The sequence below is a fragment of the Bradyrhizobium genomosp. III genome, from assembly GCF_000261705.1.
Classification (GTDB): Bacteria; Pseudomonadota; Alphaproteobacteria; order Rhizobiales; family Xanthobacteraceae; genus Bradyrhizobium; species Bradyrhizobium ottawaense.
In genome coordinates this window covers 1-14,096 of record NZ_AJQF01000055.1, presented here as the reverse complement: position 1 = coordinate 14,096, position 14,096 = coordinate 1, and the positions used below count along the sequence as shown (strand labels likewise).

Genomic DNA, 14,096 nt, shown 5'->3' with positions numbered 1-14,096 from the left:
AGCCCCGGCCATGACGGCTGTGGCTAATTCGCCCCATCCCGCAACTTGAACCGCTGGATCTTGCCTGTCGCCGTCTTCGGCAAGGATTCCACCACGTCGATCCAGCGCGGATATTTCCACGGGCCGATCTTCTGCTTGACGTGCTCCTTCAGCATTTCCTGAAGATCGCTCGTCGTCGCGCCCGGCCGCAGCACGACGAAGGCTTTTGGCTTCAACAGCCCTTCCGGATCGGCCTCGGGCACGACGGCGGCCTCCAGCACGGCGGGATGCGTGATCAGCGCGCTCTCGACCTCGAACGGCGAGACCCAGATGCCGGAGACCTTGAACATGTCGTCGGCGCGGCCGCAGAAGGTGTAGCGGCCGTCCGCGTCGCGGACATATTTGTCGCCGGTGCGGGTCCACGGTCCCTCAAAAGTGCGGCGGCTCTTGTGGCGCTGATTCCAGTAGCCTTCGCCGGCGGAGGGTGCGTCGACCAGGAGCTCACCGACCTCGCCGTCGGCAACATCTTGCCCGGCCTCATTGACGAGCCGCACCGCATAGCCCGGCACCGGCTTGCCGGAGGAGCCGTATTTGATATCGCCGGGCGCGTTCGACAGGAAGATGTGCAACAGCTCGGTCGAGCCGACGCCATCGAGGATGTCGACGCCGAAGCGCGCCCTCCAGCTGGTGCCAACGGATTCCGGCAGCGCCTCGCCGGCCGAGGTGCAGATGCGCAAGGCGCCGCCGCCACGTTCACTCTTCATGGTCTCGTCGTTGAGCATCGCCGCGAACAAGGTCGGCACGCCGTAGAAGATCGACGGCTTGTAGCGGTTCATCAGGTCGAACATGCGCGCCGGCGTCGGCCGTTCGCTGTTGAGGATCACGCTGGCGCCGACCGACATCGGGAAGGTCAGCGCATTGCCGAGCCCGTAGGCGAAAAACAGCTTGGCAGCGGAGAGGCACACATCGCTCTCGCGGATGCCCAGCACCTGCTTTGCGTAGGTGTCGGCGGTCGCCTGCAAATTGGAATGGATATGGCGCACGCCCTTGGGCATGCCGGTCGAGCCGGACGAATAGAGCCAGAACGCCGGCTCATCCGGATGCGTCGCGGCGGTGGTGAACTGATCACTCTCGCTCGCGAGCTCCTCGGCGAGCTGCTTGTGGCCGTTCTGCTTGGCGCCGGACACAACGACATGCTCGAGATCCGGCATGCGGCCGACGACGTCCTTGATGACAGGGTAGAGCGCCTCGGAGACGAACAGCACGCGCGCACGGCAGTCGGCGAGGATGTAGGCGTACTGGTCCGCGGTCAGCAGCGTGTTGAGCGGCACCGGCACGATGCCGGCGCGGATCGCGCCCAGGAACACCACCGGGAAATCGACGGTGTCCAGCATGATCATCGCGACGCGCTCCTCGCGGCGGACGCCGAGCCGGCGCAGCATGTTGGCGGCGCGTCGGCTCTCGCGCTGAAGCTCGCCATAGGTGAGCCGCGAGACGGTGTCGTCGAAGGCCAGCTTGTTGCCCCGGCCCTCCCTGACGTTGCGGTCGAGCAGCCAGGTCACCGCGTTGTAGGATCCCTCGCTCACGGTCGTCTCCCCAGAATTTAGAATTATAATTCATAGAAAGACACCGCGGCGGCTTGCTGTCAATGCTAGCAGGCATTATGTTTCATTAAAATGCGCCGCAGGACACCCTTCAAAGAGACATCCCTTAAAGAAGGCTCATGACCGACAGTCCCGACGCAGAATCCCGATTTCTCGAACAGCTCGGCCAGCGCGTGCGCACCATGCGCGCGCTGCGCGGCATGTCGCGCAAGGTGCTCGCCAAGGTATCAGGAATCTCGGAGCGCTACATCGCGCAGCTCGAAAGCGGCAAGGGCAATGTCTCCATCGTGCTCTTGCGCCGTGTCTCCGACGCGATGGGCGCGCATCTCGAAGATCTGCTTCCCTCCGCCGATCCGACACCGGACTGGCAGATGTTTCGCGACCTGCTGCGCAAGGCCACGCCTGCCCAGATCGCGCAGGCAAAAGATCTGCTCGCCGGCGGCAGCGCCTCGGCGCCGCGGCGCGCGCCGTTCTGCGGCATCGCGCTGATCGGCCTGCGCGGCGCCGGCAAGTCGACGCTCGGTCGGATGCTGGCGAAGAAGGTCGGCTGGAGTTTTGTGGAGCTCAACAAGGAGGTCGAGCAGCAGAACGGGCTCTCGGTCGCCGAGATCATCGCGCTGTACGGCCAGGAAGGCTTTCGCCGCATGGAGCAGGCGGCGCTTCAGCAGCTGCTCGCGCGCAACGAGCTGATGGTGCTGGCGACCGGCGGGGGCATCGTCTCCGAGCCTTTGACCTTCGACCAGATCCTGACCTCGTTCTACACGATCTGGCTGAAGGCCGAGCCCGAGGAGCACATGGCCCGCGTCCGTCGCCAGGGCGACCTACGCCCGATGGCCGACGACCGCTCCGCGATGGCGGAGCTGCGCAACATCCTGCTCAGCCGCGAGCCGCTGTATTCGCGCGCGACGGCGGTGGTGGACACGGCAGGTCTCAGCGTGGACGCGGCCGCCGCACGGCTGATCGATGCGGTGCGGCCCGTGCTGCAGAACGAAGCCCGCAGCTTCGGCCTGCGCAGCGTGGCGCTGTAGGTAATTGACCAGCCTCGGCCGTCGTCCCGGACGAGCGAAGCGAAGATCCGGGACCCATACCGCGCGATCTATCAGTTGCGATCGGTAGAAGTACCGAACAGCGAGCCTTCGCCAAACTCCTCCCTGTGGTTATGGGTCCCGGATCTGCGCGCGCTTGAGGCGCGCTTGTCCGGGACGACAGCGGGGATTTTGCACGACCTCCGGCAACACTATATCAAAGCGTCACAGCGAGTTTTTTGGACAGATCATGACCTCCACCGACGTCACCACCATGTTCGAGCGGATCGGCGGCAGTGCCACGATCGACCTTCTGGTCGACCGCTTCTACAAGCGCATGGACACGCTGCCGGAGGCGCAGATCATCCGCGCGATGCATGCGGACGACCTCGGCCTGATCAGGGACGTGCTGAAGCGCTATCTCACCGAATGGACCGGCGGCCCGCGGCTTTACTCCGTCGAGAAGGGCCATCCGCGGCTGCGCCAGCGGCACATCGGCTTTGCCATCGGCGATGCCGAGCGCAATGCGTGGATGGTCTGCATGCGCGGCGCGCTGGAAGAGACGGTCGTCGACACGATCGCGCGGCAGGACCTCGACCGCGCATTGTCCGGTCTCGCCGACTGGATGCGCAACCGGCAATGATCCGGTCAGCGTGACGTTCCCGGCGTTTACCCGGCCCGCGAGACTTCGACGCGGCTAGATCGACCAGTAGTTCGGATGCTGGTAGGGCCGCGAGCGGTCGCCCCAGTCGAACTCATCGCCATCGACTTCGCAGGGACCGCTGCTCAATTGCTCCGGCGTCAGTTCGACCTGGAAAGCCTGGCGTCCCGGATCATATTTGAGCGCGCTCCACTGCACGGGATAATGGTGATGTGTCCCGAGCAGCCTGCCGGTCTTGATCACGGCGTAAGCGACCGTTCCACTGACCTTGTCGAGCATCAATCGCTCGATCGTGCCGAGCTTCGTGCCGTCGCCACCATAGACGGCGACATGCTCGACGCGATCACTGGGAACCATGGTGTGTTGCATGGCGTGCTCCCTCGTCTTGTGTGGCGCGCATTATAGCACAGACGGCGGAATGTAGGGTGGGTTAGCGTCAGCGTAACCCACCTCTTTAGGTCTCGGTGCGCGAGAAGTGGTGGGTTACGCCAAGCGACTGCGCTTCGCGCAGCCGCCACGGCTAACCCACCCTACGCTTACAGCAGCTGCGAACGCACCGACTCCGCGCCCTCCTGCAACAGCGGCAGGAAACGGCCGATCAATTCCTGCGCCGGCACGCGATCGACATGGGCGCCCATGTTGATGGCGGCGACGATCACGTCGTCGTAGCGGCGCACCGGAACCGAGATCGAGCGGAAATGCGGCTCGGCCTCGCGGTCGACCAGTGAATAGCCCTGCGCGCGGTCGGCGACGATGCGCGCGAGCAGCGCCTTGGGATCGGTCACCGTCTGCGGCGTCAGCGCCTCGCGCGTCATCGCCTTCAGGCGTGCGGCAAGGTCGGCATCGTCGAGCTGGCCGAGCATGGCGCGACCAACCGAGGTGCAGAACGCCGGCAGGCGATAGCCGATCTCCAATCCGCCCGAGAACACGCGCGCCGGGCTGCCTCGGGCAATGAACACGACGTCATCGCCGTCGAGCACCGCGAGCGAGGAGATTTCGTTCGCCGCGGTCGCAACGCGATCGAGCAGCGGCTGAATCATGGCGACGAGCTGGTTGGACCGCAAGTAAGATGCCGCCAGCGTCAGCACATGCGGTGTCAGCGAGAACAGCTTGCCATCGCCGCTGACAAAACCGCCGCGCTGGAGCGTGAACAGCATACGTCGGGCGGTGGCGCGCGGCAGGTCCGCGGCGCGGGCGAGATCGCTCAGCGTCATCGGGCCGGCCGTCGTGCCGAAGCATTGCAGCAGGCGCAGGCCGCGATCGAGCGCTTCGACGAAATCCGTCGCGCGCTCGTCGGTCTCGCTCCGCTTCAGTTTGGGCATGGTGACGGGACAATCCTGCAAAATAGTGCTTGCTGCTGCTCCAAGGCATGTCATAATTCGCCCATTCGTTCAATAGGCGAACAAACGCCACTCCACAGAGGGATGCTACTGCCATGATGAGCCAGGAGCAGAACGACCTAATCACCCGCACCGGTCCGAAGGATCCGTGCGGAAAGTTGATGCGGAGCTACTGGCAGCCGGCGGCGCTGGTGGATGAGCTCGAACGCGATCGTCCGATCCGTCCCGTCAAGCTGCTCGGCGAGAACCTGGTGCTGTTCCGTGACGAGACCGGACGCTACGGCCTGTTCGATCGCCACTGCGCGCATCGCGGCGCCGACCTCGCGTTCGGACGGCTCGAGCACGGCGGCCTGCGCTGCGCCTTCCACGGCTGGCTGTTCGACGCCACCGGCCAGTGCATCGAGACGCCGGCCGAGCCGAAGGACTCGAAGCTCTGCCAGAACATCCGCCAGCGCTCCTATCCCGTGGTCGAGAAGAGCGGCATCCTCTGGGCCTATCTCGGCGAGGGTGAGCCGCCGGCTTTTCCGGAGCTCGATTGCTTCGTCGCCCCTGATACTCACACCTTTGCGTTCAAGGGCCACATGGCCTGCAACTGGCTTCAGGCGCTCGAAGTCGGCATCGATCCCGCGCACGCCTCCTATCTGCATCGCTTCTTCGAGGACGAGGACACCTCCACCGCCTACGGCAAGCAATTCCGCGGCGCCTCCGCCGGGTCTGATCTGCCGATGACGAAGATCTTGCGCGAGTACGACCGCCCGATCATCAATGTCGAGCACACCGAATACGGCCTGAGGCTGATCGCGCTGCGCGAGATCGACGAGGAGCGTACCCATGTGCGCGTCACCAACCAGCTCTTCCCGCACGGCTTCGTCATCCCTATGAGCACGGAGATGACGATCACGCAGTGGCATGTGCCGGTCGACGACGAGAACTGCTACTGGTACGCGACCTTCACCAGCTATTCGAACCCGGTCGACAAGCAGAAGATGCGCGACCAGCGGCTCGAGCTCTATGAGCTGCCGGACTACAAATCGCGCAAGAACCGCAGCAACGATTACGGCTTCGATCCGCACGAGCAGCAGACCGCGACCTATACCGGCATGGGCACCGACATCAACGTCCACGACCAGTGGGCGGTGGAATCGATGGGCGCGATCCAGGACCGCACCAAGGAGCATCTCGGCTCGAGCGACAAGGCGATCGTGCAATATCGCCGCCTGCTGCGACAGGAGATCGAGAAGGTCGGCGGCGGCGAGAAGCCGATGCTGTTCCTGGACGAGGCCAACGCGCGCAGCATCCAGGGACCGGCGACCATGGACGGCATCGGGCCGACCCAGGGGTGGGAGCTCTACTGGATGGAGATCGACGTCAAGCGCCGCCGCGGCGCACCCTGGGCCGCACCGGTGCCGAAGGAGATCGCGGACAACGTGCACCGGCTGACGGCGGCGGAGTGACGTTCGTGCACCGAACCCGTAGGGTGGGCAAGAGCGCAACGCGCCGTGCCCACCATGCTTCGGTGTGGTCGATAGACGCGGTGGGCACGCTCCGCTTTGCCCACCCTACGGCAGCTGAGGGAGTAGCAAAGTGACTTTCGTCGCGCGTCATGCGCTGTGGTCGGATGAGCAGAGGGACGCCGCGACGCGCATGCGCCGTCTCGTCGAGGACAAGAACCTCGAGGTCATCCGCCTCGCCTTCCCCGACCAGCACGGCATCCTGCGCGGCAAGACCATCATCGCCTCCGAGGCGATCGCCTCGCTGGAGAGCGGCTGCTCCATCACAACGACCATGCTCGCCAAGGATACTTCGCACCGCACGGTATTCCCGGTGTTCACCGCGGGCGGCGGCTTCGGCATGAAGGAGATGGAGGGCGCGGCCGACGTGCTAATGGTCGCCGACCCCACGACGTTTCGCGTCTTGCCGTGGGCGCCGACCACGGGCTGGGTGCTGTGCGACCTCTACTTCAATGACGGCCGCCCGGTGCCGTTCGCGACGCGCTCGCTCTATCGCAAGGTGCTCGACCAGCTCGCCAGCCGCGGCCACGATTTCGTCGCCGGGCTCGAGGTCGAATTCCACATCTTCAGGCTCGACGATGCGCATATGCGGCCCGAGGACGCCGGCCAGCCGGGCACGCCCCCGTCGGTGAGCCTGCTCAGCCACGGCTATCAATATCTCACCGAGCAACGCTTCGATCAGATGGAGCCGGTGCTGGAGATCCTGCGCCGCGACATCGTCGCGCTCGGGCTGCCCCTGCGCTCGGTCGAGGTCGAGTTCGGGCCGAGCCAGTGCGAGTTCACCTTCGCGCCGAAGAAGGGCCTGGAGCCCGCCGACAACATGGTGCTGTTTCGGAGCGCCGTGAAGCAGATCACGCGCCGGCACGGCTATCACGCCACCTTCATGTGCCGCCCGAAACTGCCGAATGTGTTGGGGAGCGGCTGGCACCTGCACCAGTCGATCGTCTCGCGCGCCAGCGGCGAAAACATCTTCATGGCCAAGGACGGCAGTGAGCCGCTCAGCGCGTTTGGCCGGGCGTACCTTGGCGGCCTGCTCGACCACGCCCGCGCCTCGATCGTGTTCACCACGCCGACCATCAACGGCTACAAGCGCTACCGCTCCTATTCGCTGGCGCCCGACCGCGCGATCTGGGGCCGCGACAATCGCGGCGTGATGATCCGCGTGCTCGGCGGTGCCAATGATGCCGCAACGCGCCTGGAGAACCGCATCGGCGAGCCCGCCGCCAATCCCTATCTCTACATGGCCTCGCAGATTCTCTCGGGCCTCGACGGCGTCGACCGCAAGCTCGATCCCGGCCCCTCCGCCGACACGCCCTACGAGACCAAGGCGCCGCTGCTGCCGAAGTCGCTGCGCGATGCAGTCAGCGCACTGAAGGACGATCCGTTCTTCCGCGACAAGCTCGGGCCGGAGTTCGTCGACTATTACACCCACATCAAGAACGCCGAGATCGACCGCTTCCTGTCAGAAGTGACCGACTGGGAGCACCGTGAATATTTCGAGGTGTTTTGACGCCCTGCCCCGCGGATTCCTCAAGAGAGTAACGGCTCACGGCCGTGTGAAGCGGCTTCGTCGCGCCGGTTCCGACGACATCGCACCGCTGCCGGACGAAGCCATTTTCCATCCCCGCGAAAACCCACTGAAAGACTCCTGCGCTAGGATTGCTGCATGTGATCAACAGTGGAGTTCGATCATGTGGGACCAGTTATTCAGCCTGATCTACCGCCTGTCGTGCCGGGCAACCTTGATCAACATCGGTCGGCATCATCTGGCGCGCTGAACTCAATGGATGCGCGATAGGTAAGACGGATTGACCAGATTAGGAGCGTTTCCATGCGCAAGCTGATCCTGATCGCAACGGTGTCTCTGCTCACAAGCCAGGCCTATGCGGGTGGGTCGCGGAGCCTCAGTCTCGCAGCGAGCAATTCCAGCCAGCAGGCGATCGAGCAACCCGCCACGGCGGCAACGGTCTCGCCGCAAACCACCCAGGCGCCGTCGCAGCCGGCAAATGTCCAGACTGCGACCACCGCACCAACCTCAGCAACGGCACCGGCGGCCACGGTGGCACCAACCACGCAATCTACGCCGCCGGCAAGCACGGCCGGAACGACCAAGCCGAAGCGGCGTCAGCTGTCCACCGACGCCCAAATCGTCCGTGCGCTGCATCGCCACGGGATCTATTGGTAGGATCGGCAGCCGGCCCCGGTCTTCACCATCGCCATACTCACCAGCGGTAGCCGAGCGTTGCGATGACGGTCAGCGGGGCACCGCGGTAGCAATATCCGACCTGGCACGTGGTGTAGTGCAGATTGAACAGGTTCTTGGCGTTGACCTGGAACTGCAGGCCCTTCAGCTCCTTCGCCGCCTGGCCGAAATCATATTTCAGCGCAGCATCGACCAGGGTCACCGAACTGTTCTTGAACGTGTTCAGATCGTCGCCATAGCTCCAGGACATGTAACGCACGCCGCCACCGATGCTCAGTCCCGCAAACGGGCCGGCCAGCGGCAGGGCATAGTTGCCCCACAGCGTCGCGGTGTGCGGAGGATTGCCCGACGGAAACTTGCCGATCTGCGCGCTGTCGCCGGCCTGCTTGGTGACCATGTCGAGATAGGTGTAGGACGAGGTGATGTCGAAACCACCGCCGAGGCTCGCCAGCGCCTGCAATTCGAAGCCGCGGCTTTGAATCTCGCCGCGCTGGACCGTGACGCCGGTCCCGGTCGTGACCAGGCCCCCGCTCTGGGTCAGGTCGAACACCGCGGCGGTGATGAAGCTCCTCGTCCCCTGCGGCTGATATTTGACGCCGATCTCGGTCTGCTTGCCGGTGGTGGGCTTGAAGAAGGCGCCTGTGGGATCGACGCCGAGATTGGGAAAGAACGAGGTTGAATAGGCGACGTAAGGCGCAACTCCGGAATCGAACACATAGGTCAGCCCGGCGCGCCCGCTATAGGCCTGTTCGGACTGCTGCTGGCGGGTCAGCGCGAACTGATCCTCGCCCGTGGTGCGAACCCAGTCGCTGCGGCCGCTCAGCGTCAGGATCCAGTGGTCGAGCTTGGCCTGGTCCTGGATGTACACGCCGGACTGGGTCTGCCGCTGCTGCGTCGAGGACGAGATCGCGGGATCGGGAATGGATTCCGGCGCGTAGACCGGCGCGGCCAGATTGAGAGGGGAAACCCCGAAGCCGAATCCCTGCTTGTCGTTGAATTTCGATGCCGTGTAGTCGGTGCCGACCAGGAGCGTATGCTGCACCGGGCCGGTCGAGAGTTTTGCCTCGACCTGATTGTCCATGATGGCCGATTGCAGCGTATCGTGGACGTAGCCGGTATAGCGTGAGACGACATTGCCGACGGGAGCGCCGAGAAAGCCGACATAGCGCGTGACCGCATCGACGTCGACATAGCGGAATTTCTGGCGAACGGTCACGGCGTTGTTGAACGCGTGCTCGAACAGATAGCCGACGCGTCCCTGCTCCTGGTCGAGCGAATTGTAGGACGGGCTGCCGGTAAAGATGTCCGTCGTCGTGCCGGTGCCCGTGGAATAGGTGAACATGGACCCCGGCGTCTTCGATTTCTGGTACGCGCCGAGAATGGTGAGGGTCGTCGATTGGTCCGGCTTCCAGGTGACGGCGGGAGCGACGTAGATACGATTGTCCTTGCCGCCGGGCACGAACACGTCGGCGTCGCGCACGACGCCGGTCAACCGATAGGAAAATTGGCCGTTGGGATCGACCGGACCCGAGAGATCGAAATTGCCCTGAACGCGCTCGCGGTCGCCGAACACCGTCTGCACCTCGTGGAACGGCTGGCTGGTCGGCAGCTTGCTCTGCAGGTCGATCAATCCGCCGGGCGAGCCGAGACCGTAGAGGGCCGAGCTCGGCCCGCGCACCACGGTGATGCTGTCAACGCCATAAGGCTCGGTCTTGAACACGCCGAGACCGGCGCCGACGAGGCGCAGGCCGTCGAGATAGACGCCGTTATAGGTGATGTCGAAGCCGCGGATCGAGATCGCGTCGAAGCGCGGATCGTAGCCGGAGGCATCGATGCGGACGCCCGGCTCATAGCCGACCGCTTCCGTCAGCGTCTGCACGGCGCGGTCGTTGAGCTCCTTGCGGGTCACGACCGAGATCGACTGCGGCGTCTCGAGCAGCGGGGTGTTCGTCTTCGTGCCTGCCGAGCTGCTGCTTGCGACATAGCTGTTCTCGCTCGACGCGTTGGCGCGGCCGCTGTCCGCCTCGCGCGCATCAGAATTTCTGGCTTGTCCGGACCCGGCATTGCGCGGGATTGCGACGCGGCCGCGCTGCGATTGTGAGGCGCGCTGGGCAGATTGGGCACGCGGACGCGCCTGGCTCGGCGCCTCCACCGTGACCGGAGGCAATGTGCCGGCCGTCGAAGGCGAATTGGTTCCGGAGACCTGTGCCGCCGAGGGCGTCGCGTGCAGGACCACTCCCAAACCGGCCGCTCCCAGACCAGTTCTCACCATCCGTTCCCAGCCGAGCCTCTGCCCGTCGTTCCGCCTCATCGTATTCCCCGAGTTCCGTGTTCAACAACCCGGGTGTAACCAGATCAAAGCGGTCGCCGCCTTTGCGCGCGCGCAAATCACCTTTGATCCCACGTGGAGGCTCTCGAGTTTACTGATAGCGGCTCGGCGAATGGCCGAAGCGCCTGCGGAAGGCTGTCGCGAAATTCGCCGGATGGGAATAGCCGACCCGATAGGCCGCTTCGGTGACGGACAAGCGCTGGTGAATCAAAAAGGCACGTGCGGCATCGAGCCGCTGAGCCCTGAGATAGTCGATCGCGCTCTGGCCATATGCCATCCGGAATTTCTGGTTGAAGGACCTGCGGCTCAGCCCCGCGTTCCGCGCCAGTTCGTCGATGCTCCAGGGATAGGCGAGATCGGCGTCCATCCGCTGCTTCACCGATTGCAGCCGCGTCCACTGCAGATCGGTGGTCGGATCGGTCGCAATCCGGCCGCGCTCGCCGAACAAGGCGTGAACCACGATCTCGGCGGCATGCGCTGACAGCAGCAATTGCGCCGCGTTGCCGGTGACCGGCGGCGAAAACATTTCTGCCGCGACCGCCTGTATGCGCGCAGACGCTCTCAGAGAGACGATCGCTGCGCCCGAGACGTCGTTCGCAAACAGCGCCCGAAACTCATCGCCGAGTCCGAGTCCATCGATCGAGGTTTGGGGAAACGCCAGGCCGATCGCGGAACGCTCGCCGGAGTGAACCGCGCGTTCCGCTGCGCAGGTTTCGCGCACGGCAATTGCCGTCATCTGCCCTTCGCAGCCAGTGCTGCGCGTCAGAATGCCGCGTCCTGCGTCACCATCAACGGAGACCGAGATGAACAGGCCCGGGGCTGCGATGGCAGAGCCCCCGGCATCGGCTCGAAACTCGCCTCTGACAAACACGCAGCCCGGAAAATCCAGCCATTGCGCTGTCGAAGCGCCCGGCTGTGCGGAACCGATGTCGTCTTGAGGCCGTCCGACAATTTGATCGTAGAAGTCCCGCATCGAATCCGCTTACGCCGCGGCTTGTTTGACCGCTGGCGGCGGCGCGCTCAAGAGCTCTGCGCGCGGTTTGGAGGGATTCGAAACTGGATTTGCTCGAAGGGAATCTTGCGCATTACGCGCGGTCGGCAGCAACGCGCGTCAGATGCCGAGATATTTGTGCTGGAGATCCGGTTCCGCCATCAGCTGATCGGAGGTGCCGCTCCACACCGTCCTGCCGCGCTCGATGATGGTGTGGCGGTCGCAGATGCGGGCGAGGTGGTCGACATTCTTGTCGACGACCAGGATCGACTGTCCGCGGCTCTTGAGCAGCGACAGGCAGTGCCAGATTTCTTCGCGGATCAGCGGCGCGAGGCCCTCGGTCGCTTCGTCCAGGATCAGGAGCTTTGGATTGGTCATCAGCGCGCGGCCGATCGCGAGCATCTGCTGCTCGCCGCCCGAGAGCTGGTTGCCCATGTTGGACGCGCGTTCAGCAAGGCGCGGGAACAGCACGTAGATCGCGGCCAGCGTCCAGGGATTGGGGCTGCTGAAGCGGTCGGCGGCGGCCGCGACCAGATTCTCGCGCACGGTGAGGTTCGGGAAGATCTGGCGGCCCTCAGGAACCAGGCCGACGCCGAGCTTTGCGATCCTGTAGGAGGGAAGCTGCCTGACCTCGGCGCCCGCGAAACGAATGCTGCCTGATCGCGCCGGCGTCAGGCCCATGATGGAGCGGATGGTCGTGGTCTTGCCCATGCCGTTGCGGCCCATCAGCGAGACCATCTCGCCGGGCTTGATCGACAGCGACAGGCCGAACAGCACCTGGGAGAGGCCATAGCAGGTCTCGATGCCGTCAACCTCGAGCAGCGTATCAGCCATGATGCGTCACCACGTGCTGGTCCCCGAGATAGGCGCGCTTGACGTCCTCGTTGGCACGGATCGCGGCCGGATCGCCCGAGGCGATGACGCGGCCATAGACCAGCACCGTGATGCGGTCGGCAAGCGCGAACACCGCCGGCATGTCGTGCTCGACCAGCACGATCGAGACTTCCTTGCGCAGCTCCTGGAGCAGCTTGACCATGCGCTGGGATTCGGTGACCCCCAAGCCCGCCATCGGCTCGTCGAGCAGCAAGAGCTTCGGCTTGCTCGCGAGCGCGACCGCAAGCTCGAGCTCGCGGCGCTCGCCGTGGCTGAGCCTGTTCACCACGACGTCGGCGCGATGCAACAGGCCGACGCGATCGAGCGCCGCATGCGCGGCATCGCGCAAGGATCGCTCCTTGCGCGCATTGGCAAAGAAGCGGAACGAGGTGCCGGCATGGGCTTGTGCCGCCAGCGCGACATTGTCCGCGGCGGTGAAATCGAGCAGCAGCGAGGTGATCTGGAACGAACGCGCCAGACCCAGCGCGCAGCGGCGATAGGCCGGCAGATAGGTGATGTCGCGCCCCGCCAGCGAGACGCTGCCGGAATGCGGCTCGAGATGCCCGGTGAGCTGGCTGATCAGCGTGGTCTTGCCGGCGCCGTTCGGGCCGATGATGGCGTGCAGCTCGCCCGCGGCGACGTCGAGCGAGACGTTATCCGTCGCAACGATGCCGCCGAAGCGACGCACCAGCTTTTCGACGCGAAGCAGGGGTTCAGCCACGGCCGGCCCTCCCCAGCATGCCCATGATGCCGCCACGGCCGAACAGCACGATCAGCAGCAGCAGCGGGCCCATGATCAGCGCCCAATATTCGGTGATCTGCGACAGGAATTCCTCCAGCAGCAGGAACACCACCGCGCCCATGATCGGGCCGATCAGCGTGCCCATGCCCCCCAGGATCACCATCACCATGAGGTCGCCGGAGCGCGTCCAGTACATCACGGCCGGGCTGACGAAGTCGGTGTTGTTGGCGAGCAGCGCGCCGGCGAGGCCGCACATGGTGCCTGAAATGACGAAGCAGACGAGCTTGTAGCGCTTTGCCGGGAAGCCGATCGCCTGCATGCGCTGCTCGTTGGAGCGCAGGCCCTGCACGACGAGGCCGAAGCGCGAATTGACGATGCGCCAGATCAGGAAGATGACGCCGAGGAGGCAGGCGAGGCAGAGATAATAGAACTGCGTGCGGTTCGACAGGTTGACCAGCCCGGAGAAGTCGCTGCGCTTGTAGACGGTGAGGCCGTCATCGCCGCCGTAGCGTGCCAGCCCCGAAGCGACGTAATAGGCCATCTGCGCGAAGGCGAGCGTGATCATGATGAAATAGACGCCGCGGGTGCGCAACGAGAGCGCGCCGATCACGAGCGCATAGAGCGCGGACGCCGCGAGCGCGACCGGAAACTGGATGAAGCCGCTGCCGACGCCTTCCTGCGCCAGCATGCCGACGGCATAGCCGCCGATGCCGAGGTAGGCGGCATGGCCAAAGCTCATCATGCCGCCAAAACCCATGATGAGGTTGAGGCTGGCGGCCGCCAGCGCCAGGATGATGATGCGGGTGAACAGCGTCAGGATGAAGATGTTGCCGGAGAG

Annotated in this window: 14 protein-coding genes; 6 read left to right on the top strand and 8 right to left on the bottom strand. The window is 64.7% G+C overall.

The window, feature by feature from the left end; genetic code table 11:
* Nucleotides 1-23: 23 nt before the first annotated feature.
* The gene (locus tag IC66_RS0105215) at nt 24-1,565 is read right to left on the bottom strand and encodes a benzoate-CoA ligase family protein (RefSeq protein WP_038946897.1); all 1,542 of its coding nucleotides are present in this window, start codon (nt 1,563-1,565) and stop codon (nt 24-26) included.
* 137 nt (nt 1,566-1,702) lie between these two features.
* Between IC66_RS0105215 and IC66_RS0105210 the strand changes: the two genes are divergently transcribed.
* Both IC66_RS0105210 and IC66_RS0105205 read left to right on the top strand, forming a co-directional pair.
* Nucleotides 1,703-2,611 (top strand): helix-turn-helix transcriptional regulator, encoded by a 909-nt coding sequence (locus IC66_RS0105210; protein WP_028139766.1) that lies wholly within the window; start codon nt 1,703-1,705, stop codon nt 2,609-2,611.
* 247 nt (nt 2,612-2,858) lie between these two features.
* Nucleotides 2,859-3,251, top strand: a complete 393-nt coding sequence (locus IC66_RS0105205; RefSeq protein ID WP_028139765.1) for a group II truncated hemoglobin — start codon at nt 2,859-2,861, stop codon at nt 3,249-3,251.
* Nucleotides 3,252-3,305: 54 nt separating this feature from the next.
* On the opposite strand, the gene IC66_RS0105200 is transcribed toward IC66_RS0105205, so the two are convergent.
* Both IC66_RS0105200 and IC66_RS0105195 read right to left on the bottom strand, forming a co-directional pair.
* Nucleotides 3,306-3,638, bottom strand: coding sequence for a PRC-barrel domain-containing protein (locus IC66_RS0105200; protein ID WP_028139764.1), 333 nt, complete (start codon nt 3,636-3,638; stop codon nt 3,306-3,308).
* Nucleotides 3,639-3,805: 167 nt separating this feature from the next.
* Nucleotides 3,806-4,591, bottom strand: a complete 786-nt coding sequence (locus tag IC66_RS0105195; RefSeq protein ID WP_028139763.1) for an IclR family transcriptional regulator domain-containing protein — start codon at nt 4,589-4,591, stop codon at nt 3,806-3,808.
* A gap of 113 nt (nt 4,592-4,704) precedes the next feature.
* Between IC66_RS0105195 and IC66_RS0105190 the strand changes: the two genes are divergently transcribed.
* From IC66_RS0105190 to IC66_RS0105175, 4 genes are all read left to right on the top strand, one after another.
* The gene (locus tag IC66_RS0105190) at nt 4,705-6,063 is read left to right on the top strand and encodes an aromatic ring-hydroxylating dioxygenase subunit alpha (RefSeq protein WP_038946895.1); all 1,359 of its coding nucleotides are present in this window, start codon (nt 4,705-4,707) and stop codon (nt 6,061-6,063) included.
* Between the two features lie 130 nt (nt 6,064-6,193).
* Complete coding sequence (locus IC66_RS0105185; RefSeq protein WP_038946894.1) at nt 6,194-7,630, top strand: glutamine synthetase family protein; 1,437 nt, start codon at nt 6,194-6,196, stop codon at nt 7,628-7,630.
* Between the two features lie 46 nt (nt 7,631-7,676).
* The gene (locus tag IC66_RS46090) at nt 7,677-7,898 is read left to right on the top strand and encodes a hypothetical protein (RefSeq protein WP_162131323.1); all 222 of its coding nucleotides are present in this window, start codon (nt 7,677-7,679) and stop codon (nt 7,896-7,898) included.
* A gap of 53 nt (nt 7,899-7,951) precedes the next feature.
* Nucleotides 7,952-8,305 (top strand): hypothetical protein, encoded by a 354-nt coding sequence (locus IC66_RS0105175; protein WP_028139760.1) that lies wholly within the window; start codon nt 7,952-7,954, stop codon nt 8,303-8,305.
* A gap of 37 nt (nt 8,306-8,342) precedes the next feature.
* Here the strand turns inward: IC66_RS0105175 and IC66_RS0105170 are convergent, their stop codons facing one another.
* From IC66_RS0105170 to IC66_RS0105150, 5 genes are all read right to left on the bottom strand, one after another.
* Nucleotides 8,343-10,634, bottom strand: a complete 2,292-nt coding sequence (locus IC66_RS0105170; RefSeq protein ID WP_244429083.1) for a TonB-dependent siderophore receptor — start codon at nt 10,632-10,634, stop codon at nt 8,343-8,345.
* A 109-nt stretch (nt 10,635-10,743) separates the two neighbouring features.
* Complete coding sequence (locus tag IC66_RS0105165; protein WP_244429082.1) at nt 10,744-11,388, bottom strand: AraC family transcriptional regulator; 645 nt, start codon at nt 11,386-11,388, stop codon at nt 10,744-10,746.
* 375 nt (nt 11,389-11,763) lie between these two features.
* Entirely contained in the window at nt 11,764-12,477 is a 714-nt protein-coding gene (locus IC66_RS0105160) for an ABC transporter ATP-binding protein (protein ID WP_028139757.1), read from the bottom strand.
* Nucleotides 12,470-13,237 (bottom strand): ABC transporter ATP-binding protein, encoded by a 768-nt coding sequence (locus tag IC66_RS0105155; protein WP_018316880.1) that lies wholly within the window; start codon nt 13,235-13,237, stop codon nt 12,470-12,472. Before IC66_RS0105155 ends, IC66_RS0105160 begins: the two co-directional genes overlap by 8 nt.
* Nucleotides 13,230-14,096, bottom strand: an 867-nt coding sequence (locus tag IC66_RS0105150) for a branched-chain amino acid ABC transporter permease (protein WP_038946891.1), incomplete at its 5' end; no start/stop codon positions are given. The genes IC66_RS0105155 and IC66_RS0105150, both read right to left, overlap by 8 nt.

Coding starts and splice junctions, on each gene's coding strand:
- IC66_RS0105210 (WP_028139766.1), top strand. CDS start 1,703: ATGACCGACAGTCCCGACGCAGAATCCCGATTTCTCGAACAGCTCGGC.
- IC66_RS0105205 (WP_028139765.1), top strand. CDS start 2,859: ATGACCTCCACCGACGTCACCACCATGTTCGAGCGGATCGGCGGCAGT.
- IC66_RS0105200 (WP_028139764.1), bottom strand. CDS start 3,638: ATGCAACACACCATGGTTCCCAGTGATCGCGTCGAGCATGTCGCCGTC.
- IC66_RS0105195 (WP_028139763.1), bottom strand. CDS start 4,591: ATGCCCAAACTGAAGCGGAGCGAGACCGACGAGCGCGCGACGGATTTC.
- IC66_RS0105190 (WP_038946895.1), top strand. CDS start 4,705: ATGATGAGCCAGGAGCAGAACGACCTAATCACCCGCACCGGTCCGAAG.
- IC66_RS0105175 (WP_028139760.1), top strand. CDS start 7,952: ATGCGCAAGCTGATCCTGATCGCAACGGTGTCTCTGCTCACAAGCCAG.
- IC66_RS0105170 (WP_244429083.1), bottom strand. CDS start 10,634: ATGAGGCGGAACGACGGGCAGAGGCTCGGCTGGGAACGGATGGTGAGA.
- IC66_RS0105165 (WP_244429082.1), bottom strand. CDS start 11,388: ATGACGGCAATTGCCGTGCGCGAAACCTGCGCAGCGGAACGCGCGGTT.
- IC66_RS0105160 (WP_028139757.1), bottom strand. CDS start 12,477: ATGGCTGATACGCTGCTCGAGGTTGACGGCATCGAGACCTGCTATGGC.